We start from the raw sequence: 22968 nt of genomic DNA, 5'->3' as shown, positions 1-22968 counted from the left end.
TGTGCATGTCGTTATCGCAAAACCGCTGCACACTTTTGCGCGACATGCACTAGCCGATCAATGGAGGAGAGAATGACCACTGCAGGTACGATCCGAACCGGCATCGGCGGCTGGACCTTTGAGCCCTGGCGCGGGGCATTTTATCCCGACACGCTCAAGCAGAAGGACGAGCTCAATTTCGCCAGCCGCAGGCTGAAGGTGATCGAGGTCAACGGCACCTATTACAGCACGCAGAAGCCGGAGGTTTTTGCGAAATGGGCTGCCGATGTGCCGGATGGTTTCATCTTCTCTCTCAAGGCGACACGTTTCGTCACCAACCGGCGCGTGCTCTCCGAAGCGGGAGAGTCGATGCAGCGCTTCCTCGACTCCGGCATCAGCGAATTGGGCGATCATCTTGGGCCGCTGCTTTGGCAATTCGCACCGACGAAGAAATTCGATCCGGATGACTTCGAGGCATTCCTGAAGTTGCTGCCGGATAAGCAGGACGGCTTGGCGCTGAAACACGTGGTCGAGGTCAGGCATGACTCGTTCAAGGTGCCGGAATTCATCGCTCTGCTCGCCAAATACAATATCGCGCCGGTTTGCGCTGAGCATTTCGAATATCCGATGATCGCGGATGTGACCGCCGATTTCGTCTATGCCCGTCTGCAGAAGGGCTCCGACGATATCAAGACCTGCTATCCGCCGAAAGATTTGAAGGCTTGGGCGAAGCGGTTGCAAACATGGGCCGAAGGCAAGATACCCGATGACCTGCCGTTGATCGATGAGACCCGCAAGGTCAAGGCTGAGCCTCGCGACGTCTTTGCCTTCATGATCCATGAGGGCAAGGTCAATGCTCCGCATGGCGCGATCGCGCTGCAGGAGGGAGTGGCGAAATAGTTGTTTTCAAAAGGGAGCGACACGGGCAACGAGGTCTTCGGCCGTCAGCCCTTTTCCCGCGCGCTGTCCGGCCAGGCCATGCAGCCAAACGCCAGCCGCCGCCGCTTCGAACGCAGACGCGCCCTGTGCCAGAAGTCCGCCGATGATGCCTGCAAGCACGTCGCCGGAGCCGGCGGTGGCAAGCCAGGGCGGCGCATTGGCATTGATCAAGGCTCGGCCGTCGGGAGCGGCAATGACGCTGTCGGCGCCTTTGTAGATGATGGCGGCATGAGCGCGCGCCGCCGCTGCCCTCGCCTTCTCGACCTTGCTCAACGCCTCATCGGCGGCGATATCGGGAAATAAGCGCGCGAACTCCCCCTCATGCGGCGTCAACACCAGCCGCGTCGGGCCATTGGCGAAAGCATCGAACAAGCGTTGGGGTTCATCGCGAAACGACGTGATGCCATCGGCATCCAGGACCAGATGGCGGTCACTCACGGCCAATGCGAATTGCCTGGCTTTCTCGCCGGCGCCGAAGCCAGGGCCGAGGACGAACGTCGAGAGGCGCTGGTCGGTGAGCCAAGCGCGTAACGCAGCTTCATCGTCGACCCCGTGCAGCATGATTGCCGTCAACAGTCCCGCGTTGACCATCAGCGCCTGTTCCGGGGAGGCGATGGTGACGAGCCCTGCCCCCGCCTTAAGCCCCGCCATGGCCGACATGCGCGCTGCGCCCGTAGCGGTCGCTCCGCCGGAAAAGACCACCAGATGGCCACGCTTGTATTTGTGGATATCCGTGGCAGCCGCCGGCAGGTCGGCCTGCCATTGCGCCGGCGTGTTTTCCGCGATCAGGCCGTTCGCATGGGCACGGACAATGCGCGCGGGAATGCCGATGTCGAAAACTTCCAGCACGCCACAAAGATCGCGCCCCGGCATTAGCAGGTGACCAGGCTTACGGGTCATGAACGTGACTGTACGCACGGCGCGAAAAGCGGCACCCAGCACTTGGCCGCTGCGACCATCGAGACCGGAGGGCAAGTCGACGGCAATAACGGGAATATGAGCCTCAGCAATCTCCGCGATGATCGCCGCTACCTCATCGGGGACGGGACGGGAGAGGCCGGCGCCGAAAATGGCGTCGATGACGACGTCTCCCGGGCGCGGCGAATAGCGCCCGAGTGTCTCGCCACCAACCGGACACTCCGCAAAGGCCCGGGCGGCATCGCCTTTCAGCGTTTTGGGATCGCCGAGGTGAAAGAGTTGGACCTCCACGCCGGTTTGCCGCAGGGCACGCGCCGCGACGTAGCCGTCGCCGCCATTGTTGCCGGGGCCGCAGAGCACGATAAATCGCAATGTCTCGGGGAAATGCCGCAGGGCGCTCGCGGCGACCGCCTGGCCTGCTCTTTCCATAAGTCCGTAGGAGTCGATGCCAGACGCGGCGGCCGCTCGATCGACGGCGGCCATATCCTCGGGTGAAAGAAGCAGATCGGCGAGCGGTGACATCATGATGGCCATCATTGAATGCGAAACCTGCCTGAAAAACAACCATGATTTCGAGGCACCATTTGCTCAACCAGAATGCATTTGCATAATAATTACGCAAACGCACTCAAAATGCGCTTGAGGTACAATTGTGAGAAATACAGCACTTTTTTGCAAAATTTTGCTTCATCTCACGCGTTTCGGTGCGAAAACGCTTCCATTTTTCCGAAAAATCCTCATCAATCCGGGGTCTCGGCGCCAATTCGCCGAGATTTTTTACGGCAGGCCTCTGTGAACTGGCATGATACGTGCATCAGGTTGGGCAAGCGGGGAATGGTCCTGCTGTAACGGGAGAAGCGGAGAGACATTTTCTCATGAAAAAGATCGAAGCGATCATTAAGCCTTTCAAGCTGGACGAAGTGAAGGAAGCCCTTCAAGAAGTCGGTCTGCAAGGCATCACTGTCACGGAAGCGAAGGGCTTCGGTCGTCAGAAAGGCCACACGGAGCTTTACCGTGGCGCCGAATACGTCGTCGACTTCCTGCCTAAGGTGAAGGTCGAAGTCGTATTGGCGGACGAGAATGCGGAAGCGGTGATCGACGCCATCCGCAAGGCTGCGCAGACCGGCCGGATCGGCGACGGAAAGATTTTCGTCTCCAATGTGGAAGAGGTCATTCGAATCCGCACCGGAGAAACAGGTATAGACGCCATCTAACCGCCCGGCTGTTGCGGCCAGGCTCGTAATCGTCATCTAAGTCAAGGGAAGTAATTTTAATGACGACCGCAAGCGAAATTCTCAAACAAATTAAGGATAACGACGTCAAGTTCGTTGACCTGCGGTTCACGGATCCCAAGGGCAAGCTGCAGCATGTCACGATGGACGTCGTCTGCGTCGACGAGGACATGTTCGCCGACGGCGTGATGTTCGACGGCTCCTCGATTGGGGGTTGGAAGGCCATCAACGAATCCGACATGGTGCTGATGCCCGATACCGAAACGGTTCACATGGATCCGTTCTTCGCGCAATCCACCATGGTCATCCTCTGCGACATTCTCGATCCGGTCTCGGGCGAAGCCTACAACCGCGATCCGCGCGGCACCGCAAAGAAGGCCGAAGCCTATCTTAAGGCATCCGGCATCGGCGACACCGCCTTCTTCGGTCCGGAAGCCGAATTCTTCGTCTTCGACGACGTCAAGTACAAGGCCGATCCGTACAACACCGGCTTCAAGCTCGACTCCAGCGAATTGCCGTCCAACGACGACACCGATTATGAAACCGGCAACCTCGGCCACCGTCCGCGCGTCAAGGGCGGCTACTTCCCGGTTCCGCCGGTCGACAGTGCCCAGGACATGCGTTCGGAAATGCTGACGGTTCTCGCCGAGATGGGCGTCGTCGTCGAAAAGCATCACCACGAGGTCGCGGCTGCTCAGCACGAACTTGGCATCAAGTTCGACACGCTGGTGCGCAACGCCGACAAGATGCAGATCTACAAGTACGTGGTTCACCAGGTCGCCAATGCCTACGGCAAGACGGCAACCTTCATGCCGAAGCCGATCTTCGGCGACAACGGCTCGGGCATGCACGTTCACCAGTCGATCTGGAAGGGCGGCAAGCCGACCTTCGCGGGCGATGAATATGCAGGCCTCTCCGAGAGCTGCCTCTACTACATCGGCGGCATCATCAAGCATGCCAAGGCGATCAACGCCTTCACCAACCCGTCGACGAACTCTTACAAGCGTCTCGTGCCGGGCTATGAGGCTCCGGTTCTGCTCGCCTATTCGGCCCGCAACCGCTCCGCCTCCTGCCGCATCCCGTTCGGCTCCAACCCCAAGGCAAAGCGCGTCGAAGTCCGCTTCCCCGACCCGACCGCCAACCCCTATCTCGCCTTTGCCGCCATGCTGATGGCCGGCCTCGACGGCATCAAGAACAAGATCCATCCGGGCAAGGCCATGGACAAGGACCTGTACGACCTGCCGCCGAAGGAGCTGAAGAAGATCCCGACGGTCTGCGGCTCGCTGCGCGAAGCGCTCGAAAGCCTGGACAAGGACCGCAAGTTCCTGACCGCCGGCGGCGTCTTTGACGACGACCAGATCGATGCCTTCATCGAACTGAAGATGCAGGAAGTCATGCGCTTCGAAATGACCCCGCATCCGGTCGAATACGACATGTATTACTCGGCATAAGAACCGAGGCGAAAGCCTCGGTCAGCCGGGGCTTTTGCTTGCTGGCAAGCGTGAGGCAGACGTATTTTCGGTCACGGCTGCCTTGCTGGACATTACAATTCGTGTATCGCGCAATCGAACAATGTAGGGCGAACAGCGTTGTTCGAATGTGACAACTGAATGAAGGAATCGGGGCAGAATCCTTGATATCGGCGGTGGAATTCACCACATGATTGCTTGAAAGGAAGTCGCGCCATGAAAGAACGCTACGCAAAATTCAACATAGGCGACGTGGTTCGGCACCGGATGTTTCCCTTCCGCGGTGTCATCTTCGACGTCGACCCGGAATTCGCCAATACTGAAGAATGGTGGAATTCCATTCCGGCAGAAGTGCGGCCCAGCAAGGACCAACCCTTCTACCACCTTCTCGCCGAAAATGACGAGACGGAATATGTCGCATACGTGTCCGAGCAGAACCTGATCAGCGACGAGAGCGGTGTCCCGCTTCGTAACCCGCAGATTGCTCAGATCTTCGATAAAGCGCCTACAGGCGAGTTCAAGCCCAAGATGAGCTTCGCCCACTAAGCGTCAATTTCATGCAAGTTTTCGAAGGGAAGACGCTCCCAACGTCTTCCCTTTCGTGTTTTTGGACTTATGGCCATTACAAAAAAGCCCGGCGCAGAGCCGGGCTTTTTTGTAAAATCTTGAAAGCGCTGCGGCTTACTGCTGCTTTGCGGCCTTCTGAGCGTCTTCCAGCTTCTTGCGGGCTTCTTCGGCCTTCTTCTGCATGCTGTCCTGCAGGCTCTTCTGGCTTTCGGCCAGCTTCGAGTCGGAGATCGCTGCGCCGTCATAGGCAGCGCCGAAGCCGTCGAGCGAGATCTTGATCGGGTTCGGAGCGCGACGGAAGTTGATCGAGGTGAAGGTCACGTCGGTGCCCTTCTTCAGGGCCGCGATCATGGCGTCGGTCAGCGGGACTTCGGCCGTGCACTTGTCCGGAAGGCAGACAGCGTAGTCGATCTTCTGGCCCTTGCCGCCGTCGACCTGCATGGTGATGCCCGGAGCGATCAGACGTGCCGTCGGAACGGAGATCTGCAGGATCTTGCGGTTGACCTTGCCGTCGACCGAGATGAGGCCGACTGCGGTCACCAACTGGCCGTTGTTGGCCATGATCAGGTTCTGAACGATACAGATATCGGCGTCGTCCTGCTTGGTGCAGGTCTTGTACCAGCCGAGGCGCGGCTGGTTGGCGTTGGCGCCGCCGTCAGCGGGAGCTGCATCCGAGGCATCCTGAGCGAAAGCAGCAGCCGGAAGCGCTGCACCGATCATGAGAGCCAGAGCAGAGAGTCCTGCCCGCATTTTGTTGTCAGTCTTGAACGTCATAGCGAAACCGCCTCCTGAAATCCGATGCGGGACGACAGCCTGCCGCCCCATGCCAATCGGGTCAAACCGCCGTCCACCTGTCGAAAGATTAAGGCAAATGCATGACCCGGGAAACCCGGCACTCCTGTTACATCGCACGGGCGCGGATATCCAGCTTTTCTTTGGTCTTTTCTGTCAAGATCCAAGAATTCCGGTGGGCGCGTGTTGGATTCGGCACTCTCATGATAAGGTTCCGCAGAATCATGCCCCTTACCGGAAAGGATGCCATGCAAGCGCTCCGGATCGCTATTTTCCTGTTCTTCTCAGCATTCTGCAGTGCGGCGGCCGCCGAGCCGCTCTATGGCATCGCGATGCATGGAGATCCTGCCTTGCCGGCGGATTATACGCATTTTCCCTACGTCAATCCGAACGTCAAAAAGGGCGGCCATATCAACTATGGCGTCGTCGGCACCTTCGACAATCTCAATCCCTTTATTCTGAAGAGCATGCGCACGACTGCGCGGGGCATGTGGGATCCGGATTTCGGCAATCTCATCTACGAATCGCTGATGCAGCGCTCGCGCGACGAACCCTTCACGCTCTACGGTCTGTTGGCCCAAACGGCCGAATGGGACGACAGCCGAAGCTATATCCGGTTCAACCTCAATCCAAACGCCAAATGGTCGGACGGGCAGCCGGTGACGCCCGAGGATGTGATTTTCACGTTCCAACTGCTGCACGACAAGGGGCGGGTGCCGTTTTCCTCCTGGCTCGACACTGTCGGCAGCGTCGAGAAGGTCGGCGATCATAGCGTGCTGATCCGCTTCAACGACAAGGCCAATCGCGAAACGCCACTGATTATCGCATCATCGCTGCCGATCCTGCCGAAGCACGCGACAGACCCTGACAGTTTCGATCGGACGACGCTCAGCATCCCGATCGGCTCCGGCCCTTACAGGGTCAAGAGCATTGATCCCGGTCAACGCATCGTCTTTGAGCGCAATCCCGATTATTGGGGCAAGGGTATTCCGTCGAAGGTTGGCGTCGACAATTACGACGAGATCGCCGTCAATTATTTCCTGCAGGAGACCACGCTGTTCGAAGCCTTCAAGAAAGGCGATATCGACATCTATCCTGACGGCAGTCCGGGCCATTGGCAGGCGGCCTATGATTTCCCGGCCGTGACTTCAGGCGCTGTCATCAAGGACGTCTTCAGGCCGAAGCTGCCAAGCGGCATGTTCGGCTTTGTCTTCAATACGCGGCGGCCGATTTTTGCCAACAAGAAGATTCGGCAGGGACTGACGCTCGCCTTCGACTTCGAATGGGTGAATCGGAACCTTTCCTCGAGCGCCTATACGCGCAGCGAAAGCTACTGGCAAAACTCCGACCTCTCGTCGTTCGGTGTGCCCGCGGATGCGCATGAACTCGCCATGCTCGGCCCGATCAAGGATCGCATCGATCGCGATGTGCTTGATGGCACCTACAAGCTGCCCGTCAGCGACGGTTCCGGCCGCGACCGGGCTATCCTGCGCAAGGCCGTAAATCTGCTCAAGGAAGGCGGCTACACGATCCAGGGCGAAAAGATGGTCGACAGCGCCGGGCGCCAGCTCAGCTTCGAGATCATGACGCAGAACGCCGACCAGGAGCGCATCGCGATCGCCTACCGTCGGTCGCTGGCGCTGCTTGGCATCGCGGTCACGATCCGCACGGTCGATGATTCGCAGTATCAGCGTCGTACGATCAGCTACGACTATGACATGATCATCAAGTCCTATCCCTCGTCGCTGTCGCCAGGCACCGAACAGCTCGGGCGCTGGAGCTCGATCGCCGCCAAGACCGAAGGCAGCTTCAATTTCGCCGGGGTCGCCGACCCGGATGTCGATACGCTGATGTCGCATTTCCTGACGGCCCACTCGGCCGAGGATTTCCGCGATGCCGTGCGCTCGTTCGACCGCATCCTGATCTCGGGCTATTACCTCGTGCCGCTCTACCATATCGACCAGCAATGGGTGGCGCGGCGCAGCCGCATCGCCCATCCCGATGTCCTGCCGCTCTATGGCTATCAGTTGCCCGTCTGGTGGGATGCGTCGGTGCAATAAAACGCCTTTGCCGGCAGATGTTTACCCGGTTCCTTTTCGGTAACCGGTTGAAGCTGCCAGCCAACCGGCCTAGATGGGACCTTGAAGCCCCATAGAGTGGAAGGATTGAGCCATGGAACGCATCACGATCGATATCGTCTCGGACGTCGTTTGTCCGTGGTGCTATCTCGGCAAGGCCCGGCTGGAGCTGGCAATCGCCGAAGTGCAGGACGAAGTGGGCGTCGATATCAACTGGCGACCGTATCGCCTCAATCCCGACTATCCGCCCGAAGGCGTCGACCAGAAGAAGGCGCTTGAGCAGAAGCTTGGCGGCGCGGAGCGTGTCGCGCAGGGGCACAAGATGTTGACCGATCTCGGCCGCGAAGTGGGCATCAACTTCGATTTCGACGCGATCAAGATCGGCCCAAACACCCTTGACGCCCATCGCCTCATCCAATGGGCGGGAACGGAGGATCGCGAGAAGCAGGAAAAGGTGGTCAGCGCCCTGTTCAAGGCCAATTTCGAGGAAGGCCGCAATGTCGGCGACCATGCCGTGCTGCTGGATATCGCCGAAAAGGCCGGGCTCGACCGCTCCGTCATCGCCACCCTGCTCGCCTCGGATGCGGACCGCGCTCTCATCATCGGCGAAATCGACGCCGCCCAGAAGATCGGCGTCACCGGCGTCCCCTTCTTCATCTTCGACCAGCAATATGCCGTGAGCGGCGCGCAGACGCCGGATGTGCTGGTTGGGGCGCTGCGCGATATCGCCAAGATGAAGGCCGAGGCGCGGGCTGGGATGAACTGAGGGAAGATTGGGGTTTTGGCGCCGGGCGGTGGATGTCGTCGGCAATGTCCAGGCCAAATTGGCGCAGGCCGATTCCGGCTGTTGCAGCATGCGCAAAAGCCTCTATTTTGCGTCCTCGATTTAGCCGCCGGATTTGGATGATGAGCGCTTCTGCCCGCCCCGATTTAAGCGATATAAAGCTAGGCGACTGGGTGGATCGCCGTTTGCCTTCGGCATTGAGACCCTATACGCGGCTCGCACGGCTGGATCGCCCGGTCGGCATATGGCTCACTCTTTTCCCGTGCTGGGCCGCGCTTATCCAAGCCTCGCAAGGCTTTCCGGACCTTCGGCATCTGTTCATCTTCTCGCTCGGCGCATTGCTGATGAGGAGCGCAGGCTCCACGGTCAACGACATTGCGGATCGGAAGTTCGACGGCCATGTGGAACGGACCCGCTTTCGACCTTTGGCGAGCGAGCAGATCGGCGTGCCACAGGCGCTCATGTTTCTGGCGGCGGAACTCACGCTGGCCGCTTTGCTTCTGTTCTTCCTGACGCCCTATACACGCCTCGTCGCAATCTGCGTTTTGCCCCTCGTCTTTGTCTATCCGCTCTGCAAGCGGTTCACATATTGGCCTCAGGCCGTTCTTGGCGCGGCATTCAATTGGGGAATGCTGATGGCGTGGTCGGAGGTCATCGGCAAGATCCCGGCCGGTGCGCTTCTGATGTGGCTCGGAGCTATCGCCTGGCAGATCGGATACGATACCGTTTATGCCTATGTCGATGTTCGCGACGATAGGCGACTAGGTTTGAAATCGACCGCAATCCTGTTTGGTAAGCACGGCAAGGCGTGTATCGGCTTGTTCTACGCCATGACCGTTGCAGCATGGTCGGTTGGTGGATGGATGGTCGGCATGTCATTGCCCTACGTCATCGGGATGCTTGTCATCGCCGCACATCTCTGCTGGCAGACCTGGCGCCTCGATCTTTCGCGCCCCGAGGTGAATTACCGACTGTTTCTGGCGAACATTCTTACAGGCGTATTGCTGGCTGCAGCGGCCTTCGCCGGAACGCTATAATAAGCCAACCATAAAGAGAGTTAGCGTTCAACAGGCGTCTATTGTAGGCTGCGGATCGCAATTGGCGGACCGCTGAGACTTGCATGTTTCGGGGCTGCGCTAGAAGGAAAAACGCGGGATTTTCGGCACCAGATCGGGAGACAACCGGATATGTCGTCGATAACCTCTGTCAATGACAAGCAATATGCGGATAGCAGAAAGCTGGCTGCGCGCGGCCGGCTGAACAGCGAATATGCCGTTGCAGAAATCGGCTGGTTTCCATGGGTCGCCCAGCAGCTTCCGTTGAAATCCGGAGATCGCATTCTCGATATCGGCTGTGGCCCCGCTTGGTTCTGGGCGGCAACGGTCGCGTCACTACCGGCAAATCTGGACCTGACGCTTGCCGATCTTTCTCCCGGCATGATTCAAGAAGCCATGGAGCGATGCAGGGCATTGCCCTTTGCCGGCGTCACTGGTGAGCGGGCCGATGCTGCGGCCCTGCCCTTTGCGGATGGCTCCTTTGATGCCGTCATCGCGATGCATATGTTCTATCACCTGCCGGACCCTTTCAAAGCCATCGCGGAAATGCATCGCGTGCTGAAGCCGGGCGGCTTCCTCGCAGTGACGACCAACGGAGCCGGCAACATGCGCAAGATGTACGAGCTGACCACCGTATTCGGCAGCCCGCCCTATGACCCCGCCGGCGCGGCCTTCGGCTACGATGCCGCTGAACGGCTCATGCAGAGCCAATTCGGAAATGTCAGGATGACCGAGCATCCGGCTCGCCTTCGCGTGACGGAGCCGGAAGACGTGTACCGCGCCCTCACCTCCTATCCTCCCGGCGATGAGGCCGACGAGGCGCAGCTTGCCGAATTTCGCAAGGCAATTGCCGAGGCGTTCGAGGCTGGTAACGGCGTGCTTGAAACCGAGAAGGAAACGGGGCTCTTCATCAGCCGCAAAGGCGACTGATGAGCCTCCCGTCTACTTCGCCAATTCCGCCAACTGCGTCATAACCACAGCCGCGCCCTGCAGCCGCTTTTCCGGCGTCGGAAGATCTCGCGTCAGGAATACGCTCTGGTCGGGGCGGATTTTCGCCATTGTGCCCTGCTTGGCGATATAGCCGACGAGGTTGGCGGGGTTCGGGAATTCCTTATTGCGGAATTGCACGACGACGCCCTTCGGGCCGGCGTCGAGCTTTTCGACATTGGCGACGCGGCAGAGCGACTTGATGTAGACGATCTTGAGGAGATGCTGCACTTCGATGGGCATCGGGCCGAAGCGGTCAATCATTTCGGCACCGAAACTGTCTATCTCCTTGATCTCGGTGATCTCGCCGAGACGGCGATAGAGCGCCATGCGCAGGTGCAGGTCCGGCACGTAATCGTCGGGGATCATGACGGGCGTGCCGACGGAAATCTGTGGCGACCAGCCGGTGTCCTGGATCTCGTCAACGCCCTTGACCTCGGCAACAGCCTCTTCGAGCATCTGCTGATAAAGCTCGAAGCCCACTTCCTTGATATGACCGGACTGCTCCTCGCCCAGCAGATTGCCGGCGCCGCGAATATCGAGGTCGTGGCTGGCGAGCTGGAAGCCGGCGCCGAGCGTATCGAGCGACTGCAGCACCTTCAGGCGGCGCTCCGCCGTCGTCGTCAGCACCTTGTTGACCGGGAGGGTGAACAGGGCGAAGGCGCGCACTTTCGACCGGCCGACGCGGCCACGCAACTGATAGAGCTGCGCCAGGCCGAACATGTCGGCGCGGTGGACGATCAGCGTATTGGCCGTTGGCACGTCGAGGCCGGATTCGACGATGGTCGTCGAGAGCAGCACGTCATAGCGCCCTTCATAGAACGCGTTCATAATGTCTTCGAGCTCACCGGCAGGCATCTGGCCATGGGCGACGGCCACTTTCAGCTCCGGCACATCGGACTGCAGGAAGGCGTGGATGTCGGCGAGATCGGCCAGACGCGGGCAGACATAGAAGCTCTGGCCGCCGCGATAGTGCTCGCGCATCAGCGTTTCGCGGATGACTAGCGAATCGAAGGGCGAGATGAAGGTGCGCACCGCCATACGGTCGACCGGCGGCGTAGTGATCAGCGACAGTTCGCGCACGCCCGTCATGGCAAGCTGCAGCGTGCGCGGAATCGGCGTTGCCGACAGCGTCAGCACATGCACGTCGCTCTTCAGCTCCTTCAGGCGCTCCTTATGCTTGACGCCGAAGTGCTGTTCTTCGTCGATGACCAGCAGGCCTAGATTGGCGAATTGGATGCCGGCGCCGAGCAGCGCATGCGTGCCGACGACAATATCGGTCTTGCCGTCGGCCACTTCCTTCTTGGTCAGTGCCAGATCCTTGGCGCCAACGAGGCGCGAAGCCTGCTGCACACGGATCGGCAAACCGCGGAAACGCTCGGAGAAGGTCTTGAAATGCTGACGGGCAAGCAGCGTCGTCGGCACGACGACGGCGACCTGCACGCCGTTCATGGCGGCCACGAAGGCGGCGCGCAGGGCCACTTCCGTCTTGCCGAAACCAACGTCGCCGCAGACGAGGCGATCCATCGGGCGGCCGGCGCCGAGATCGTCGCGCACCGCATCGATGGCGTTCATCTGGTCTTCGGTCTCGTCGTAGGGGAAGCGCGCGGCGAACTCGTCATAGAGCCCTTCCGGCGAGGTCAGCACCGGCGCATGCCGCGTCAGCCGTTCTGCCGCGACGCGGATCAGGGCGCCCGCCATATCCAGCAGGCGCTTCTTGAGCTTGGCCTTGCGCATCTGCCAGGCGCCGCCGCCAAGCTTGTCGAGCTGCGCCTCGGTGCCCTCGCCGCCGTAGCGCGACAGGAGATCGATGTTTTCGACCGGCAGGAACAGCTTGGCCTCGTCCGCATACTGTAGCTCAAGACAGGCATGCGGCGCGCCGGCGGCCTCGATGGTGCGCAGACCGACGAAACGGCCGATGCCGTGCTCGGCGTGAACGACGATCGAACCCTCGTCGAGACCGGCCACTTCGGAGATGAAATCGGCGGCGCGCTTGCGGCGCTTGGAGCGGCGCACCATGCGGTCGCCGAGAATGTCCTGCTCGCCGATGACGATGAGATCGCCAGCCTCGAAGCCTGCTTCCAGGCTCAGCACGGCCGCAGCCGCCTCGCCTTTCGCCAGGGTGTTGAGGTCCTTGAAAGCCTCGATTGTCTTGACGCGAGCCAGCCCGTGTTCGGCCAACACCTGCAACAGGCGATCGAGCGAACCTTCCGTCCAGGCTGAAATCAGCACCCTGCCGCCCGCAGCCCGCTTGTCGGCAATATGTTTGACGACGGCATCGAAGACGTTGACGCGCTCGCTGTCGGCACTCTCGGTCGCGGACCGCGCCCAGCGCGGCCCCTGCCGGGCATCGACGCTGACAACGCGGCGGGCCTCGCCTTCGTGTTCATTGAAAGGCGAGATGCGCATGGCATCGAAGGCATCGAGCGCTTTGGCGAAGGTGCCGCCGTCAAGATAGAGCTGGCCGGGCGTTACCGGCTTATAGGGCGTGCCTTGCGCCATCTGCCCCTTGGCCGCCTGCCCGGAATTCAGACGAGCATCGTAATAGTCGAAAACGAGTTTGGAGCGCTCCTCGGCAGCTTCGCGCACCGTATGGTCGGTGACGAGCCGGAAGCCGCGGAGATAATCGAAAACAGTCTCCAGCTTCTCGTAGAACAGCGGTAGCCAGTGTTCCATGCCGGCATAGCGGCGGCCTTCCGAGACGGCGACATAGAGCGCGTCGTCGCGCGTCGCCGCGCCGAAAGCGGAAAGATAGTTCTTGCGGAAACGACTGATCGTATCCGGCGTCAGCGTTACCTCGCTCATCGGATTGAGATCGAGGGAGCGGATCTGGCCGGTGGTGCGCTGGCTGGCGGGATCGAAGCTGCGGATGCTTTCCAGCGTGTCGCCAAAAAAATCGAGGCGCACCGGCTCTTCCGTGCCCGGCACGAAGACATCGAGGATACCACCACGCACGGCATATTCGCCGACTTCGCGCACGGTCGCAACGCGATCGAAGCCATTGCGCTCCAGACGGCTAGCGATGTCGTCCATGCGCACCTGATTGCCCGGCCGGGCCGAGAAGGCCAGGCTTTCGATCACATCCTGCGGCGCGACCTTCTGCAGCATAGCATTGACCGTCACCAGGACGATCGCCGCATGCGGCTTGTGATGGTGGGCGATGAGGCCTGAGAGTGCCGCCAGACGGCGGGCTGAGGTATCGGAGCTTGGCGAAACGCGGTCATAGGGAAGGCAGTCCCAGGCGGGCAGCGTCAATACCGGAATTTCGGGCGCGATGAAGCCGAGCATCTGTTCGACATCGGCCATGTGCTGGCCGTCGGACATGACATAGGCAACCGGTTGGCCGGTTCTCGCCAGTTCAGCCAGCAGGAAAGGCTCCAGGCCGGCGGGAACGTGGCCGATCGTCAGCGGCTCGCTTGCCGCGATCAGTTTCTTCGCGTCGAAACCAGGGATCATCTGGTTATCCCAAGCTTTTCGGCGATCTGCTCGAAATCGGGCTTATAGGCGGCAAGGCGCATGAACAGCGGCGTCCGTAGATGCTCCGGTACCGGCTGCGTTCCGAGTATCCATTTGACGAGATCGTTATCTTCCTCGGCCATGATGCGCTCGAGTTCATCGAGATCGGCCTCGGCAAGCCCGGGCAATTCGTTGTCGGCGAACTGACCGAACACAAGATCCATCTCGCGGATACCGCGATGCCAACAGCGAAACAGAATGCGCCGGCGGCGGGGATCGAGATCGGCACTGCTGAGAGTCAGCCCAGTCATCAAAAACACCTTTATGTTGATGCGTCTCTATAAAACCAGCCTTGAAAGGTGGGAACCGGTTTTTCGGAAAAAAGCATGCGGCGTGCAATTTTCCGGGGAGTGTGCGCCTCGAAAAGGCCAGCATGACCGTCAGGCCTTGCCAAGCCACCCTCCCCGTCGCATTTTGCCGGCCATGCGTCCCGCCGTGCTCGATCCACTCTTTGCTTCCGTCTCTTCGCTGCCCGGCGTTGGGCCGAAGCTTGCCGAACTGCTGGTGAAGCTGCTCGATCGGGAGAGCATAGACGACTGCCGCGTCATCGATCTGCTCTTCCATGCACCGCATTCCATCATCGACCGGCGCGAGCAGCCGGGCATTGCTCGCGCGCCCCAGGGCACGATCGTCACCATCACGGGCCGCGTCGACCGCCATCAGCCGCCGCCGAATCCACGCAGCAATGTGCCCTATCGCGTCTTCCTGCATGACGAAACCGGCGAACTCGGTCTGGTGTTCTTCCGTGGCAAGGCGCAATGGCTGGAAAAGCAACTGCCGATCGATGAGGTGGTGACCGTCAGCGGCAAGGTCGACTGGTTCAACGGCCGCCCGTCGATGGTGCATCCGGACTATATCATGCGCGAAAGCGAGGCGGAGAACCTGCCGCTTGTCGAGCCGGTTTATCCCCTGACCGCCGGGCTCTCGCCGAAATTCCTGCGCAAGACCATTGAAGGGGCGATGACGCGCATGCCGCAACTGCCCGAATGGGACGATGCGGCGCTCACGCAGAAGCAGGGCTTCCCCTCCATCTCAGACAGCTTTCACATGCTGCACGCGCCGCGGGATGCCGCCGATATCGATCCCCAGGCGCCGGCCCGTCGTAGGCTTGCCTATGACGAATTCCTCGCCGGGCAGTTGTCGCTGTCGCTGGTGCGTCAGCGTCTGCGCAAGGTTGCCGGGCAGCCTGTGCATCCCACGGGAACAATCAGCCAGAACATATTGGAATCCCTTCCCTTCTCGATGACGAACAGTCAGAGGGAGGCCGTGGCCGATATTCTCAAGGATATGGCCGGAACGGAGCGCATGCTGCGGCTGCTGCAGGGCGATGTCGGCGCCGGCAAGACGCTGGTGGCGCTGATGGCGATTGCCGCGGTCATCGAAAGCGGCGGTCAGGCGGTGTTGATGGCGCCGACCGAAATTTTGGCGCGGCAACATCATGCGACGATCTCGAAATTCGCGGCCGGTGCCAATCTCTCCGTCGAAGTGCTGACCGGGCGCACCAAGGGCCGCGAGCGCGACGCCATCCTGGAACGTATCGCCTCCGGCGAAGCGCAGATTGTCATCGGCACGCATGCGCTGTTTCAGGACAGCGTGACCTACGCCAATCTCATGCTGGCCGTCGTCGACGAGCAGCACCGCTTCGGCGTACACCAGCGCTTGCGGCTGACGGCGAAGGGTATCTCGCCGCATATGCTGGTCATGACGGCAACGCCGATCCCGCGGACGCTTGTGCTCGCCGCCTTCGGCGACATGGATGTCTCCAAGCTCACGGAAAAGCCCGCCGGACGCAAGCCGATCCAGACGATCACCATTCCGACGGAACGAACCGGCGATATCGTTTCACGGCTGAAGAGCGCTTTATCCGAAGGCAAAAAGGCCTATTGGATATGCCCACTTGTGGAGGAAACCGAAGAATCCGATTTAATGTCGGTCGAGGAGCGGCACGCAAGTTTGACCAAGGCGCTCGGACCCGGCATCGGGCTCATTCACGGCCGCATGAGCGGACCGGAAAAAGATGCCGTGATGATGGCCTTCAAGAATGGCGAGATCCGCCTGCTGGTTGCTACGACTGTCGTCGAGGTCGGCGTCGATGTGCCGGATGCGACCATCATGGTGATCGAGCATGCCGAGCGTTTCGGCCTGGCGCAGTTGCACCAGTTGCGTGGGCGCGTCGGACGTGGCGACGAGGCATCCACCTGCATCCTGCTCTACAAGGGGCCACTCGGCGAAACCGGCCATGCGAGGCTCTCGATCATGCGCGACACGGAGGATGGGTTCCGAATTGCCGAGGAAGACCTGAAGCTGCGTGGCGAGGGTGAGTTGCTTGGCACGCGCCAGTCGGGCACGCCGGGCTTCCGCATCGCCAGCCTCGAAGCCCATGCCGATCTCTTGGAAATCGCTCGCAAGGACGCCGCCTATCTCATTGAGCGCGATCCGGAGCTGACGGGCGAGCGCGGCATGGCGGTGCGCACCCTGCTCTATCTTTTCCGCCGCGACGAGGCGATCCGGTTCCTTAGGGCGGGATAGGTGGATGGACGCGGCAATCGCGTCCATCCAGATCAAAAGGCCGTTACTTGGCCGACAGGCCGGGGATCGTCACCTGGAACACCTGGAACATGGTGTCGACATCGCCTCCGCCATCGCCCTTATAGGCCGCGCCAACCTGGAAACCGTCCTGGGTGAGGAAATCGTTGTCGTTGGCGACAAACAGGAAGTAGTCATCCGGCAGCTTCGGATCCTGCACGCTGACGAGCGACATGGCCTCCCACTTTTCGGAGAGGTTGTTCCGATCGTTCGGCGCGCCATTGTGGAGACCGAAACGAGCCAGATCGGCGCTATCGTTGATATCGATGAACTGGCTGACCGCAGCCGGCTTTACCGACGGATCGAGAACGCCCTTGGGAGCGAGCGCCGTGTCGGCATCGAATTTGCTGCCGGCAATATCCGTGGCCGCCGAGACATCGACGATGTTGATGCTGCGGTAAAGCGACTTATCGCCCTTCACACCGTAACCATTGCCGCTATCGCGAGCGAGCATCAGGAAGTTTGTCGGCGACAGGGCCACGATTTCGCTCTGGGCAGCGACGAGCGTCTTGCCCTTGTCGTCCTTAAAGACCGGCAGCGGCACGACATATTCATGCACGAGCTTCAGATGCGCCAGATCAGCGGCATCGTAGATCAGCGCGCGGGTGTTCTGTCGGGTCGAGCTGGAATCGCCGCCATCCTGGCGGGTTGCCGACTGCAGCACGGCAATCAGGAACTTACCGTCCGGGGTCATCGACATGCCCTCGAGGCCCTGGTTGTTCTGGCGGCCGCTCGTCGGATCCTTCGGATCGGGAGCCGTTTCGCCCGGCCCCGGATTGTTGGAAGCGAAGTTCACCGCGCCATTGCGCATCGGCAGCAGTGCAGCCGGCGGCTGGGTGGCAGACATCATTAGGCCCGTAGCGGAGAAGCGGTAGATATAGGGGCCATATTCATCGCTGATGAACATCGTGCCGTCGGACAGACGGGCGATGGCCTCGTTGTCGAGCGAGATCTTGCCGTTCGGCGCTTGAGGCAGCAGCGGCATGCTGCCTTCCGGATGGCGAGTGCCGTTAGCAGGGTCGAGACCGGTCGTATCGGCGCCCTTGTTGTCGGTGAGCAGTATGGTGTCGGCAAGCTTGGCGACGACGCCAGACTGTTCCTTGCCGGCCGGCGGTGTTGCGCCCGGAGCAACCGGCGTCAACTGGATATCGACGGTGTTGAGGCGCGGACGATAGTCGGTAGTGCCGACAGCATTATAGCCACGATCCGGCAGCAGCCACAGCGAACCCTTGTAGGAACCATCGGCATTGCGCACCCAGCTCTTGGTGTCGATGGACATGCCCGAACCGGAGCCGAAGGTCTCGCCGAACTTGTCGCGCTGATTGGCCGGGATGCGCCCGACGGCGACGCGGCCCTTGTTGACCAGCGTGACATTGCCGACGGTAACGGAATTATCGGCGAGGGCTGCGGCCGGCGCAGCAAAAACGAAAGTGGCGAGCGCTACGGAGAGCAGCGGCAAAGTCATTGAATGCACATTTTTCACGGCAATATCCTCCTGATGAAAAAGCCCTTTTGGCTGGAACGGCATTCACCTCCAGACCCGGCCTGAAGCCGCGTCGAACGATACGTCCGGCACTGAGCCCAGACATTCGACAATGAGATGCGCCCGATTGCCTTTCTGGCAGACGGTCTAAGACGGCAACATGATAAGGACATGACAACTCGCCCCAAACGCGTGGGCGATAGAGGGGGAGATCAGGAAATGGCTGGCTCTAAGACAAAGTCTTTGCGGGAACAGGCGCCGGCGGAGGCAGTTCCTTGCCGATCAGCTTTTCCCGATATTCCGGTGAGACCAATCCGCCGGAGATCAGCAGTTTGGCGCCGTCTTCCGGGCTCATGTCGAGAATGGTGATCTTTTCACGCGGAACGAAAACCAGAAAACCGGCTGTCGGCACCGGCGTCGGCGGTAGGAAAACGGCCACCATGTCATGCCCCATAGCGTTAAACTTGGAGGCGATTTCACCCTTGGCATCGGTCGAGATGAACACCATCGACCAGAGGCCGGGGCTCGGATATTCGATTAGGCCAACCTTCTTGAAAGACGTGCCCTGCTCTTTCAGCACGGTTTCGAAAATCTGCTTCACGCTCTTATAGATGGTTCGCACCAGCGGCACACGATGAACGATCGATTCGCCGAAACGGACGATGCTTTGGCCAATGAGGTTTTTGGCGAGGAAACCGACGATCGTGATGAAGATCATCGCGATCACCAAGCCGGTGCCAGGAACCGCGAAGTTCAGATAGCTTTCGGGATCATAGCGGGCCGGAATATAGGGCCTGACCCAGCTATCGGCCCAGTGGACCACAGACCAAGTGAGCCAGAGCGTAATGGCGATCGGCGCGCAGATAATCAGGCCCGCCAGGAAATTATTTCTGATCCGCGTTGCCACAGACACTTTGATGGGTTTTTCCGTCATTCGCCGTTCGAAAACTCCGTTCCGTCGCCACCGCTAACCGGCAAATTCCCCCACCATCTCCTCCGTAAAACGTGCCAGAAATCGGCGCGTCGCACAACCCGGCAGTCATGTCATCAATGGGAATCGGCGCCCCATTCACGACGACGTTATTTTAGGAAAAGAGCGGGGAATACGGCCTATTCTACCGTCACCGACTTGGCGAGATTGCGCGGCTGATCGACGTCCGTGCCCATAAAGACTGCCGTGTGATAGGCGAGCAGTTGGATCGGCAGCGAGAAGATGATCGGTGCGATGATTTCATCGACAACCGGCAGGGTGATCGTCGCCATTGTCGGCAAGGTGGAAGCCGCAGCCCCTGCCTCGTCGGTGATGAAGATGATGCGGCCGCCGCGGGCCGCCACCTCCTGCATGTTGGAGACGGTCTTGTCGAAGAAGCGGTCATAGGGCGCAATGACGATAACAGGCATGTTCTCGTCGATCAACGCGATCGGACCGTGCTTCAGCTCGCCGGCAGCATAGCCTTCGGCGTGGATGTAGGAGATTTCCTTGAGCTTCAGCGCGCCTTCCATGGCGAGCGGGAAGCTGGTGCCGCGTCCGAGATAAAGCACGTCGTTGAACTTTGAGATCTCACGGGCAAGGCTTTCCATCTGCGGCTGGATGATGTTCAGCACCCGGGCCATGATGCGCGGCATCTCAACGAGATGACCCACCATCGCCTGTTCGTCCTCAGCGCTGACCGTACCACGCGCCTTGCCGGCACCGATCGCCAAAGATGCGAGCACAGCAAGCTGGCAGGTGAAGGCCTTGGTAGAGGCAACCCCGATTTCGGGGCCGGCCATGATCGGGAACACCGCATCGGATTCGCGCGCGATGGTCGATTCCTTCACATTGACCACGGCACCGATCTTCAGGCCATGATCCTTGCAGTAGCGCAGCGATGCAAGCGTATCCGCCGTTTCGCCGGATTGCGAGATGAATAGCGCAGCCTGCGAGGGCAATAGCGGCATTTCGCGATAGCGGAATTCGGAAGCCACATCGATCTCGACCGGCAGGCGGGCATAACGCTCGAACCAATATTTGCCGATCAGGCCGGCAAGATACGCCGTGCCGCAGGCTGAAATCGCCAAGCTGGACACCGCGCTGAAATCGATCGCCGACGCATTCGGGCGCACTCGATGACTGGCGAAATCGACATATTGGCTGAGCGCATGGGAGATCACCTCCGGCTGCTCGTAAATTTCCTTTTCCATGAAGTGGCGATGATTGCCCTTGTCGACGACATAGGCAGTCGCCTGCGATATCTGCCGAACGCGGCTGACCTCCTGGCCGCTGAAATCGACAACCGTGGCGCCATCGCGGGTGATGATCGCGCAGTCGCCGTCGACGAGATAGGTAATCTCGTTGGTGAAGGGCGCCAGCGCAATCGCGTCGGAGCCGAGGAATGTCTCGCCATTGCCGAAACCGATGGCGAGCGGCGGGCCGGAGCGGGCCGCCATGAGCGTGTCGGGATCGTTCTGGAACATGACGACCAGTGCATAGGCACCGGTGACGCGGTTCAGCATCTTCAGCATGGCTGCGCGCGGATCGAGGCCCTGGCGGAGATATTTCGCCAGAAGATGCGCAACAACTTCCGTATCGGTCTGTGTGGCAAAGACCCGGCCTTCGGCCTTCAATTCCTCGCGCAGCTCGGAGAAATTCTCGATAATGCCATTGTGAACGACGGCGACGCCTTCGACAAAATGCGGATGGGCGTTGGTTTCGTTGGGAACGCCATGGGTCGCCCAGCGGGTGTGAGCAATGCCGGTGACGCCCGGTAGCGGCTCGACATCCAGTCGCTTTTCGAGATTGAAGAGTTTTCCTTCGGCGCGGCGGCGGTCCATGACGCCGTTATGGATGGTGGCAACGCCAGCCGAATCGTAGCCGCGATATTCGAGACGCCGCAAGGCATCCACCAATCGTGCCGCCACAGGCTTCGTTCCGACAATCCCGACAATGCCGCACATGCAATTCTCCGTCTGGCCCAAAATCTTGGCGCAAGTCCTAATGATTCTTATAGTTTTCTCAATTGCCGCGATGGTCACTTTCGGTTTCCGACCGTTACGCGACCCTACTGCAACGCGGATCCAAAGGACGCGTTGAGAACGCAGTAGGACTTTAGAGTAGCGCATATTCCTTTCCTTAAATCGATTCCGATTTAAGGGCTCATGCGCTGGACTTTAGGCTTAGTGGCTGCCCTTCTTCGCTGCCTTGATGGCCAAGGCTCTCTCGCGAATGACCTTGGCACGGCCAGGTTTTACCTCCTGGCGGGCGCGACCGAAGGCAAGCGCATCGGCAGGCACATCCTCGGTGATGACGCTGCCTGAGGCGACATAGGCGTTGTCGCCGATACGCACGGGCGCAACCAGCGACGAGTTCGAGCCGATGAAGCTGTTGGCGCCGATATGCGTCTCGTGCTTGTTGACGCCATCATAGTTGCAGGTGATCGTGCCCGCGCCGATATTGCTGCCGGCGCCGACCGTGGCATCGCCGATATAGGTCAGGTGATTGACCTTCGCGCCCTCGCTGATCTTGCCGTTCTTCACCTCGCAGAAATTACCAACCTTCGAGCCGCCGGCAAGGTCCGCACCCGGACGCAGCCGCGCGAAGGGGCCGACCGTGGCGCCGGCGCTGACATGGGCGCCTTCGATATGCGAAAAGGCATGGATGACCGCGCCGCCATCGATGACGGCGCCGGGGCCGAAGACGACGTTCGGCTCGATCAGCGCGTCCTGGCCAATTACCGTGTCATAGGCAAGAAACACCGTTTCTGGCGCAATCATCGTGACGCCTGAAAGCATCAGCTCATGACGGCGCCGCTCCTGCCAGAGCCGCTCGATAACGGCGAGTTCGGCGCGGTTGTTGCAGCCGGTCATCTCCACTTCGGGCGCATCGACGGCGACCGCGCGGCCGCCGAGAGAGCGGGCGATCTCGACGAGATCGGTCAGATAATATTCGCGCTTGGCATTGTCGTTGCCGATACGGTCGAGCAGATCGAGCGCCTTGCGGCCGTTGATCGCCATCAGGCCGCTATTGCACCAGGTAACCGCAAGCTCGGCGTCGGTCGCGTCCTTTGCCTCACGGATGGCGATCAGCTCGCCGTCCTTGACGAGCAGCCGGCCATAGGCGTTGGGGTTTTCCGTATGAAAGCCGATGACGACGATGTCATTGCCATCGGCTAGCCCCTGACGTGCCGCGCGAAGCGGCGCATCGGTGAGCAGCGGTACGTCGCCATAGGCCACGAGAATATCGTCATACCCTTTGGCGATCGCCTCGCGCGCCGCAAGCACTGCATGGCCGGTGCCGAGACGCTCTTTCTGCAGATAGGCTTCCACCTTGACGCCGCCGACGGCGGCCGCCGCAGTGACCTCCTCCGCGTTGCGGCCGACCACGAGCGCGGCAGCAGAAATATCGGTCTTGGCAATCGCGTCCATCACATGTGCAATCATCGGACGGCCGGCGATTGGGTGCAGCACCTTGGAGATCGACGACTTCATGCGGGTGCTGTCGCCGGCGGCGAGGATGATGGCGAGGCAGGTGCGTTCCATTTCAAGCTCCGAAAGATACGGTCCGATGAGGCCCGAGAGCAGGCCTCATCTCCTCATAGCAACTA

17 protein-coding genes are annotated in these 22968 nt (G+C 60.3%); 9 read left to right on the top strand and 8 right to left on the bottom strand.

The window, feature by feature from the left end; all coding sequences use genetic code 11:
* The first annotated feature begins 72 nt into the window (after positions 1–72).
* Positions 73–879: a DUF72 domain-containing protein gene (locus tag N2601_RS06720; RefSeq protein ID WP_260303859.1), complete on the top strand. Its 807-nt coding sequence runs from the start codon at positions 73–75 to the stop codon at positions 877–879.
* Positions 880–885: 6 nt separating this feature from the next.
* Here the strand turns inward: N2601_RS06720 and N2601_RS06715 are convergent, their stop codons facing one another.
* On the bottom strand, positions 886–2361 hold the full coding sequence (locus N2601_RS06715; protein ID WP_104825090.1) for an NAD(P)H-hydrate dehydratase: 1476 nt from the start codon (positions 2359–2361) through the stop codon (positions 886–888).
* Positions 2362–2711: 350 nt separating this feature from the next.
* On the opposite strand from N2601_RS06715, the gene N2601_RS06710 reads away from it, so the two are divergent.
* From N2601_RS06710 to hspQ, 3 genes are all read left to right on the top strand, one after another.
* Positions 2712–3050: a P-II family nitrogen regulator gene (locus N2601_RS06710; RefSeq protein ID WP_003539626.1), complete on the top strand. Its 339-nt coding sequence runs from the start codon at positions 2712–2714 to the stop codon at positions 3048–3050.
* A gap of 59 nt (positions 3051–3109) precedes the next feature.
* Entirely contained in the window at positions 3110–4519 is a 1410-nt protein-coding gene (gene glnA / locus N2601_RS06705) for a type I glutamate--ammonia ligase (RefSeq protein ID WP_104823053.1), read from the top strand.
* 234 nt (positions 4520–4753) lie between these two features.
* Entirely contained in the window at positions 4754–5083 is a 330-nt protein-coding gene (gene hspQ, locus N2601_RS06700; protein WP_104823052.1) for a heat shock protein HspQ, read from the top strand.
* 135 nt (positions 5084–5218) lie between these two features.
* Here the strand turns inward: hspQ and N2601_RS06695 are convergent, their stop codons facing one another.
* Positions 5219–5878 (bottom strand): invasion associated locus B family protein, encoded by a 660-nt coding sequence (locus N2601_RS06695; RefSeq protein WP_104823051.1) that lies wholly within the window; start codon positions 5876–5878, stop codon positions 5219–5221.
* 266 nt (positions 5879–6144) lie between these two features.
* On the opposite strand from N2601_RS06695, the gene N2601_RS06690 reads away from it, so the two are divergent.
* From N2601_RS06690 to N2601_RS06675, 4 genes are all read left to right on the top strand, one after another.
* A complete protein-coding gene (locus N2601_RS06690) occupies positions 6145–7956 on the top strand; it encodes an extracellular solute-binding protein (protein WP_104823050.1) in 1812 nt (603 codons plus the stop codon).
* A 112-nt stretch (positions 7957–8068) separates the two neighbouring features.
* The gene (locus tag N2601_RS06685) at positions 8069–8740 is read left to right on the top strand and encodes a DsbA family oxidoreductase (RefSeq protein WP_104823049.1); all 672 of its coding nucleotides are present in this window, start codon (positions 8069–8071) and stop codon (positions 8738–8740) included.
* 140 nt (positions 8741–8880) lie between these two features.
* The gene (ubiA, locus tag N2601_RS06680) at positions 8881–9795 is read left to right on the top strand and encodes a 4-hydroxybenzoate octaprenyltransferase (protein WP_104823048.1); all 915 of its coding nucleotides are present in this window, start codon (positions 8881–8883) and stop codon (positions 9793–9795) included.
* 150 nt (positions 9796–9945) lie between these two features.
* A complete protein-coding gene (locus tag N2601_RS06675) occupies positions 9946–10743 on the top strand; it encodes a class I SAM-dependent methyltransferase (protein WP_104823047.1) in 798 nt (265 codons plus the stop codon).
* A gap of 12 nt (positions 10744–10755) precedes the next feature.
* On the opposite strand, the gene mfd is transcribed toward N2601_RS06675, so the two are convergent.
* Both mfd and N2601_RS06665 read right to left on the bottom strand, forming a co-directional pair.
* Positions 10756–14256: a transcription-repair coupling factor gene (gene mfd / locus N2601_RS06670; protein WP_104823046.1), complete on the bottom strand. Its 3501-nt coding sequence runs from the start codon at positions 14254–14256 to the stop codon at positions 10756–10758.
* Complete coding sequence (locus tag N2601_RS06665; RefSeq protein ID WP_104823045.1) at positions 14253–14567, bottom strand: FAD assembly factor SdhE; 315 nt, start codon at positions 14565–14567, stop codon at positions 14253–14255. Before N2601_RS06665 ends, mfd begins: the two co-directional genes overlap by 4 nt.
* A 172-nt stretch (positions 14568–14739) precedes the next feature.
* Here N2601_RS06665 and recG point away from each other — a divergent pair, with 172 nt between their 5' ends.
* The gene (recG, locus tag N2601_RS06660) at positions 14740–16845 is read left to right on the top strand and encodes an ATP-dependent DNA helicase RecG (protein WP_104823044.1); all 2106 of its coding nucleotides are present in this window, start codon (positions 14740–14742) and stop codon (positions 16843–16845) included.
* A gap of 43 nt (positions 16846–16888) precedes the next feature.
* On the opposite strand, the gene N2601_RS06655 is transcribed toward recG, so the two are convergent.
* From N2601_RS06655 to glmU, 4 genes are all read right to left on the bottom strand, one after another.
* Positions 16889–18385 carry an esterase-like activity of phytase family protein gene (locus N2601_RS06655; RefSeq protein ID WP_445944989.1) on the bottom strand — a complete coding sequence of 499 codons (1497 nt, stop codon included), beginning with the start codon at positions 18383–18385 and terminating at the stop codon, positions 16889–16891.
* Between the two features lie 229 nt (positions 18386–18614).
* Positions 18615–19319 (bottom strand): DUF502 domain-containing protein, encoded by a 705-nt coding sequence (locus N2601_RS06650; RefSeq protein WP_104823043.1) that lies wholly within the window; start codon positions 19317–19319, stop codon positions 18615–18617.
* Between the two features lie 176 nt (positions 19320–19495).
* The gene (gene glmS, locus N2601_RS06645) at positions 19496–21322 is read right to left on the bottom strand and encodes a glutamine--fructose-6-phosphate transaminase (isomerizing) (protein ID WP_104823042.1); all 1827 of its coding nucleotides are present in this window, start codon (positions 21320–21322) and stop codon (positions 19496–19498) included.
* A gap of 219 nt (positions 21323–21541) precedes the next feature.
* Positions 21542–22903, bottom strand: coding sequence for a bifunctional UDP-N-acetylglucosamine diphosphorylase/glucosamine-1-phosphate N-acetyltransferase GlmU (gene glmU, locus N2601_RS06640; protein ID WP_104823041.1), 1362 nt, complete (start codon positions 22901–22903; stop codon positions 21542–21544).
* Between the last annotated feature and the right edge of the window lie 65 nt (positions 22904–22968).

Source organism: Rhizobium sp. CB3060 (assembly GCF_025200735.1).
Taxonomy (GTDB): Bacteria; Pseudomonadota; Alphaproteobacteria; order Rhizobiales; family Rhizobiaceae; genus Rhizobium.
This window is presented reverse-complemented; position numbering and strand designations above follow the sequence as displayed.

Excerpts from the sequence above, each read along its gene's own strand:
- N2601_RS06650 (WP_104823043.1), bottom strand. The coding sequence starts at position 19,319 with ATGACGGAAAAACCCATCAAAGTGTCTGTGGCAACGCGGATCAGAAAT.
- N2601_RS06685 (WP_104823049.1), top strand. The coding sequence starts at position 8,069 with ATGGAACGCATCACGATCGATATCGTCTCGGACGTCGTTTGTCCGTGG.
- ubiA (WP_104823048.1), top strand. The coding sequence starts at position 8,881 with ATGAGCGCTTCTGCCCGCCCCGATTTAAGCGATATAAAGCTAGGCGAC.
- glmS (WP_104823042.1), bottom strand. The coding sequence starts at position 21,322 with ATGTGCGGCATTGTCGGGATTGTCGGAACGAAGCCTGTGGCGGCACGA.
- N2601_RS06710 (WP_003539626.1), top strand. The coding sequence starts at position 2,712 with ATGAAAAAGATCGAAGCGATCATTAAGCCTTTCAAGCTGGACGAAGTG.
- N2601_RS06715 (WP_104825090.1), bottom strand. The coding sequence starts at position 2,361 with ATGATGTCACCGCTCGCCGATCTGCTTCTTTCACCCGAGGATATGGCC.
- hspQ (WP_104823052.1), top strand. The coding sequence starts at position 4,754 with ATGAAAGAACGCTACGCAAAATTCAACATAGGCGACGTGGTTCGGCAC.
- N2601_RS06695 (WP_104823051.1), bottom strand. The coding sequence starts at position 5,878 with ATGACGTTCAAGACTGACAACAAAATGCGGGCAGGACTCTCTGCTCTG.
- mfd (WP_104823046.1), bottom strand. The coding sequence starts at position 14,256 with ATGATCCCTGGTTTCGACGCGAAGAAACTGATCGCGGCAAGCGAGCCG.
- glnA (WP_104823053.1), top strand. The coding sequence starts at position 3,110 with ATGACGACCGCAAGCGAAATTCTCAAACAAATTAAGGATAACGACGTC.
- N2601_RS06675 (WP_104823047.1), top strand. The coding sequence starts at position 9,946 with ATGTCGTCGATAACCTCTGTCAATGACAAGCAATATGCGGATAGCAGA.
- glmU (WP_104823041.1), bottom strand. The coding sequence starts at position 22,903 with ATGGAACGCACCTGCCTCGCCATCATCCTCGCCGCCGGCGACAGCACC.
- recG (WP_104823044.1), top strand. The coding sequence starts at position 14,740 with ATGCGTCCCGCCGTGCTCGATCCACTCTTTGCTTCCGTCTCTTCGCTG.
- N2601_RS06720 (WP_260303859.1), top strand. The coding sequence starts at position 73 with ATGACCACTGCAGGTACGATCCGAACCGGCATCGGCGGCTGGACCTTT.
- N2601_RS06665 (WP_104823045.1), bottom strand. The coding sequence starts at position 14,567 with ATGACTGGGCTGACTCTCAGCAGTGCCGATCTCGATCCCCGCCGCCGG.
- N2601_RS06690 (WP_104823050.1), top strand. The coding sequence starts at position 6,145 with ATGCAAGCGCTCCGGATCGCTATTTTCCTGTTCTTCTCAGCATTCTGC.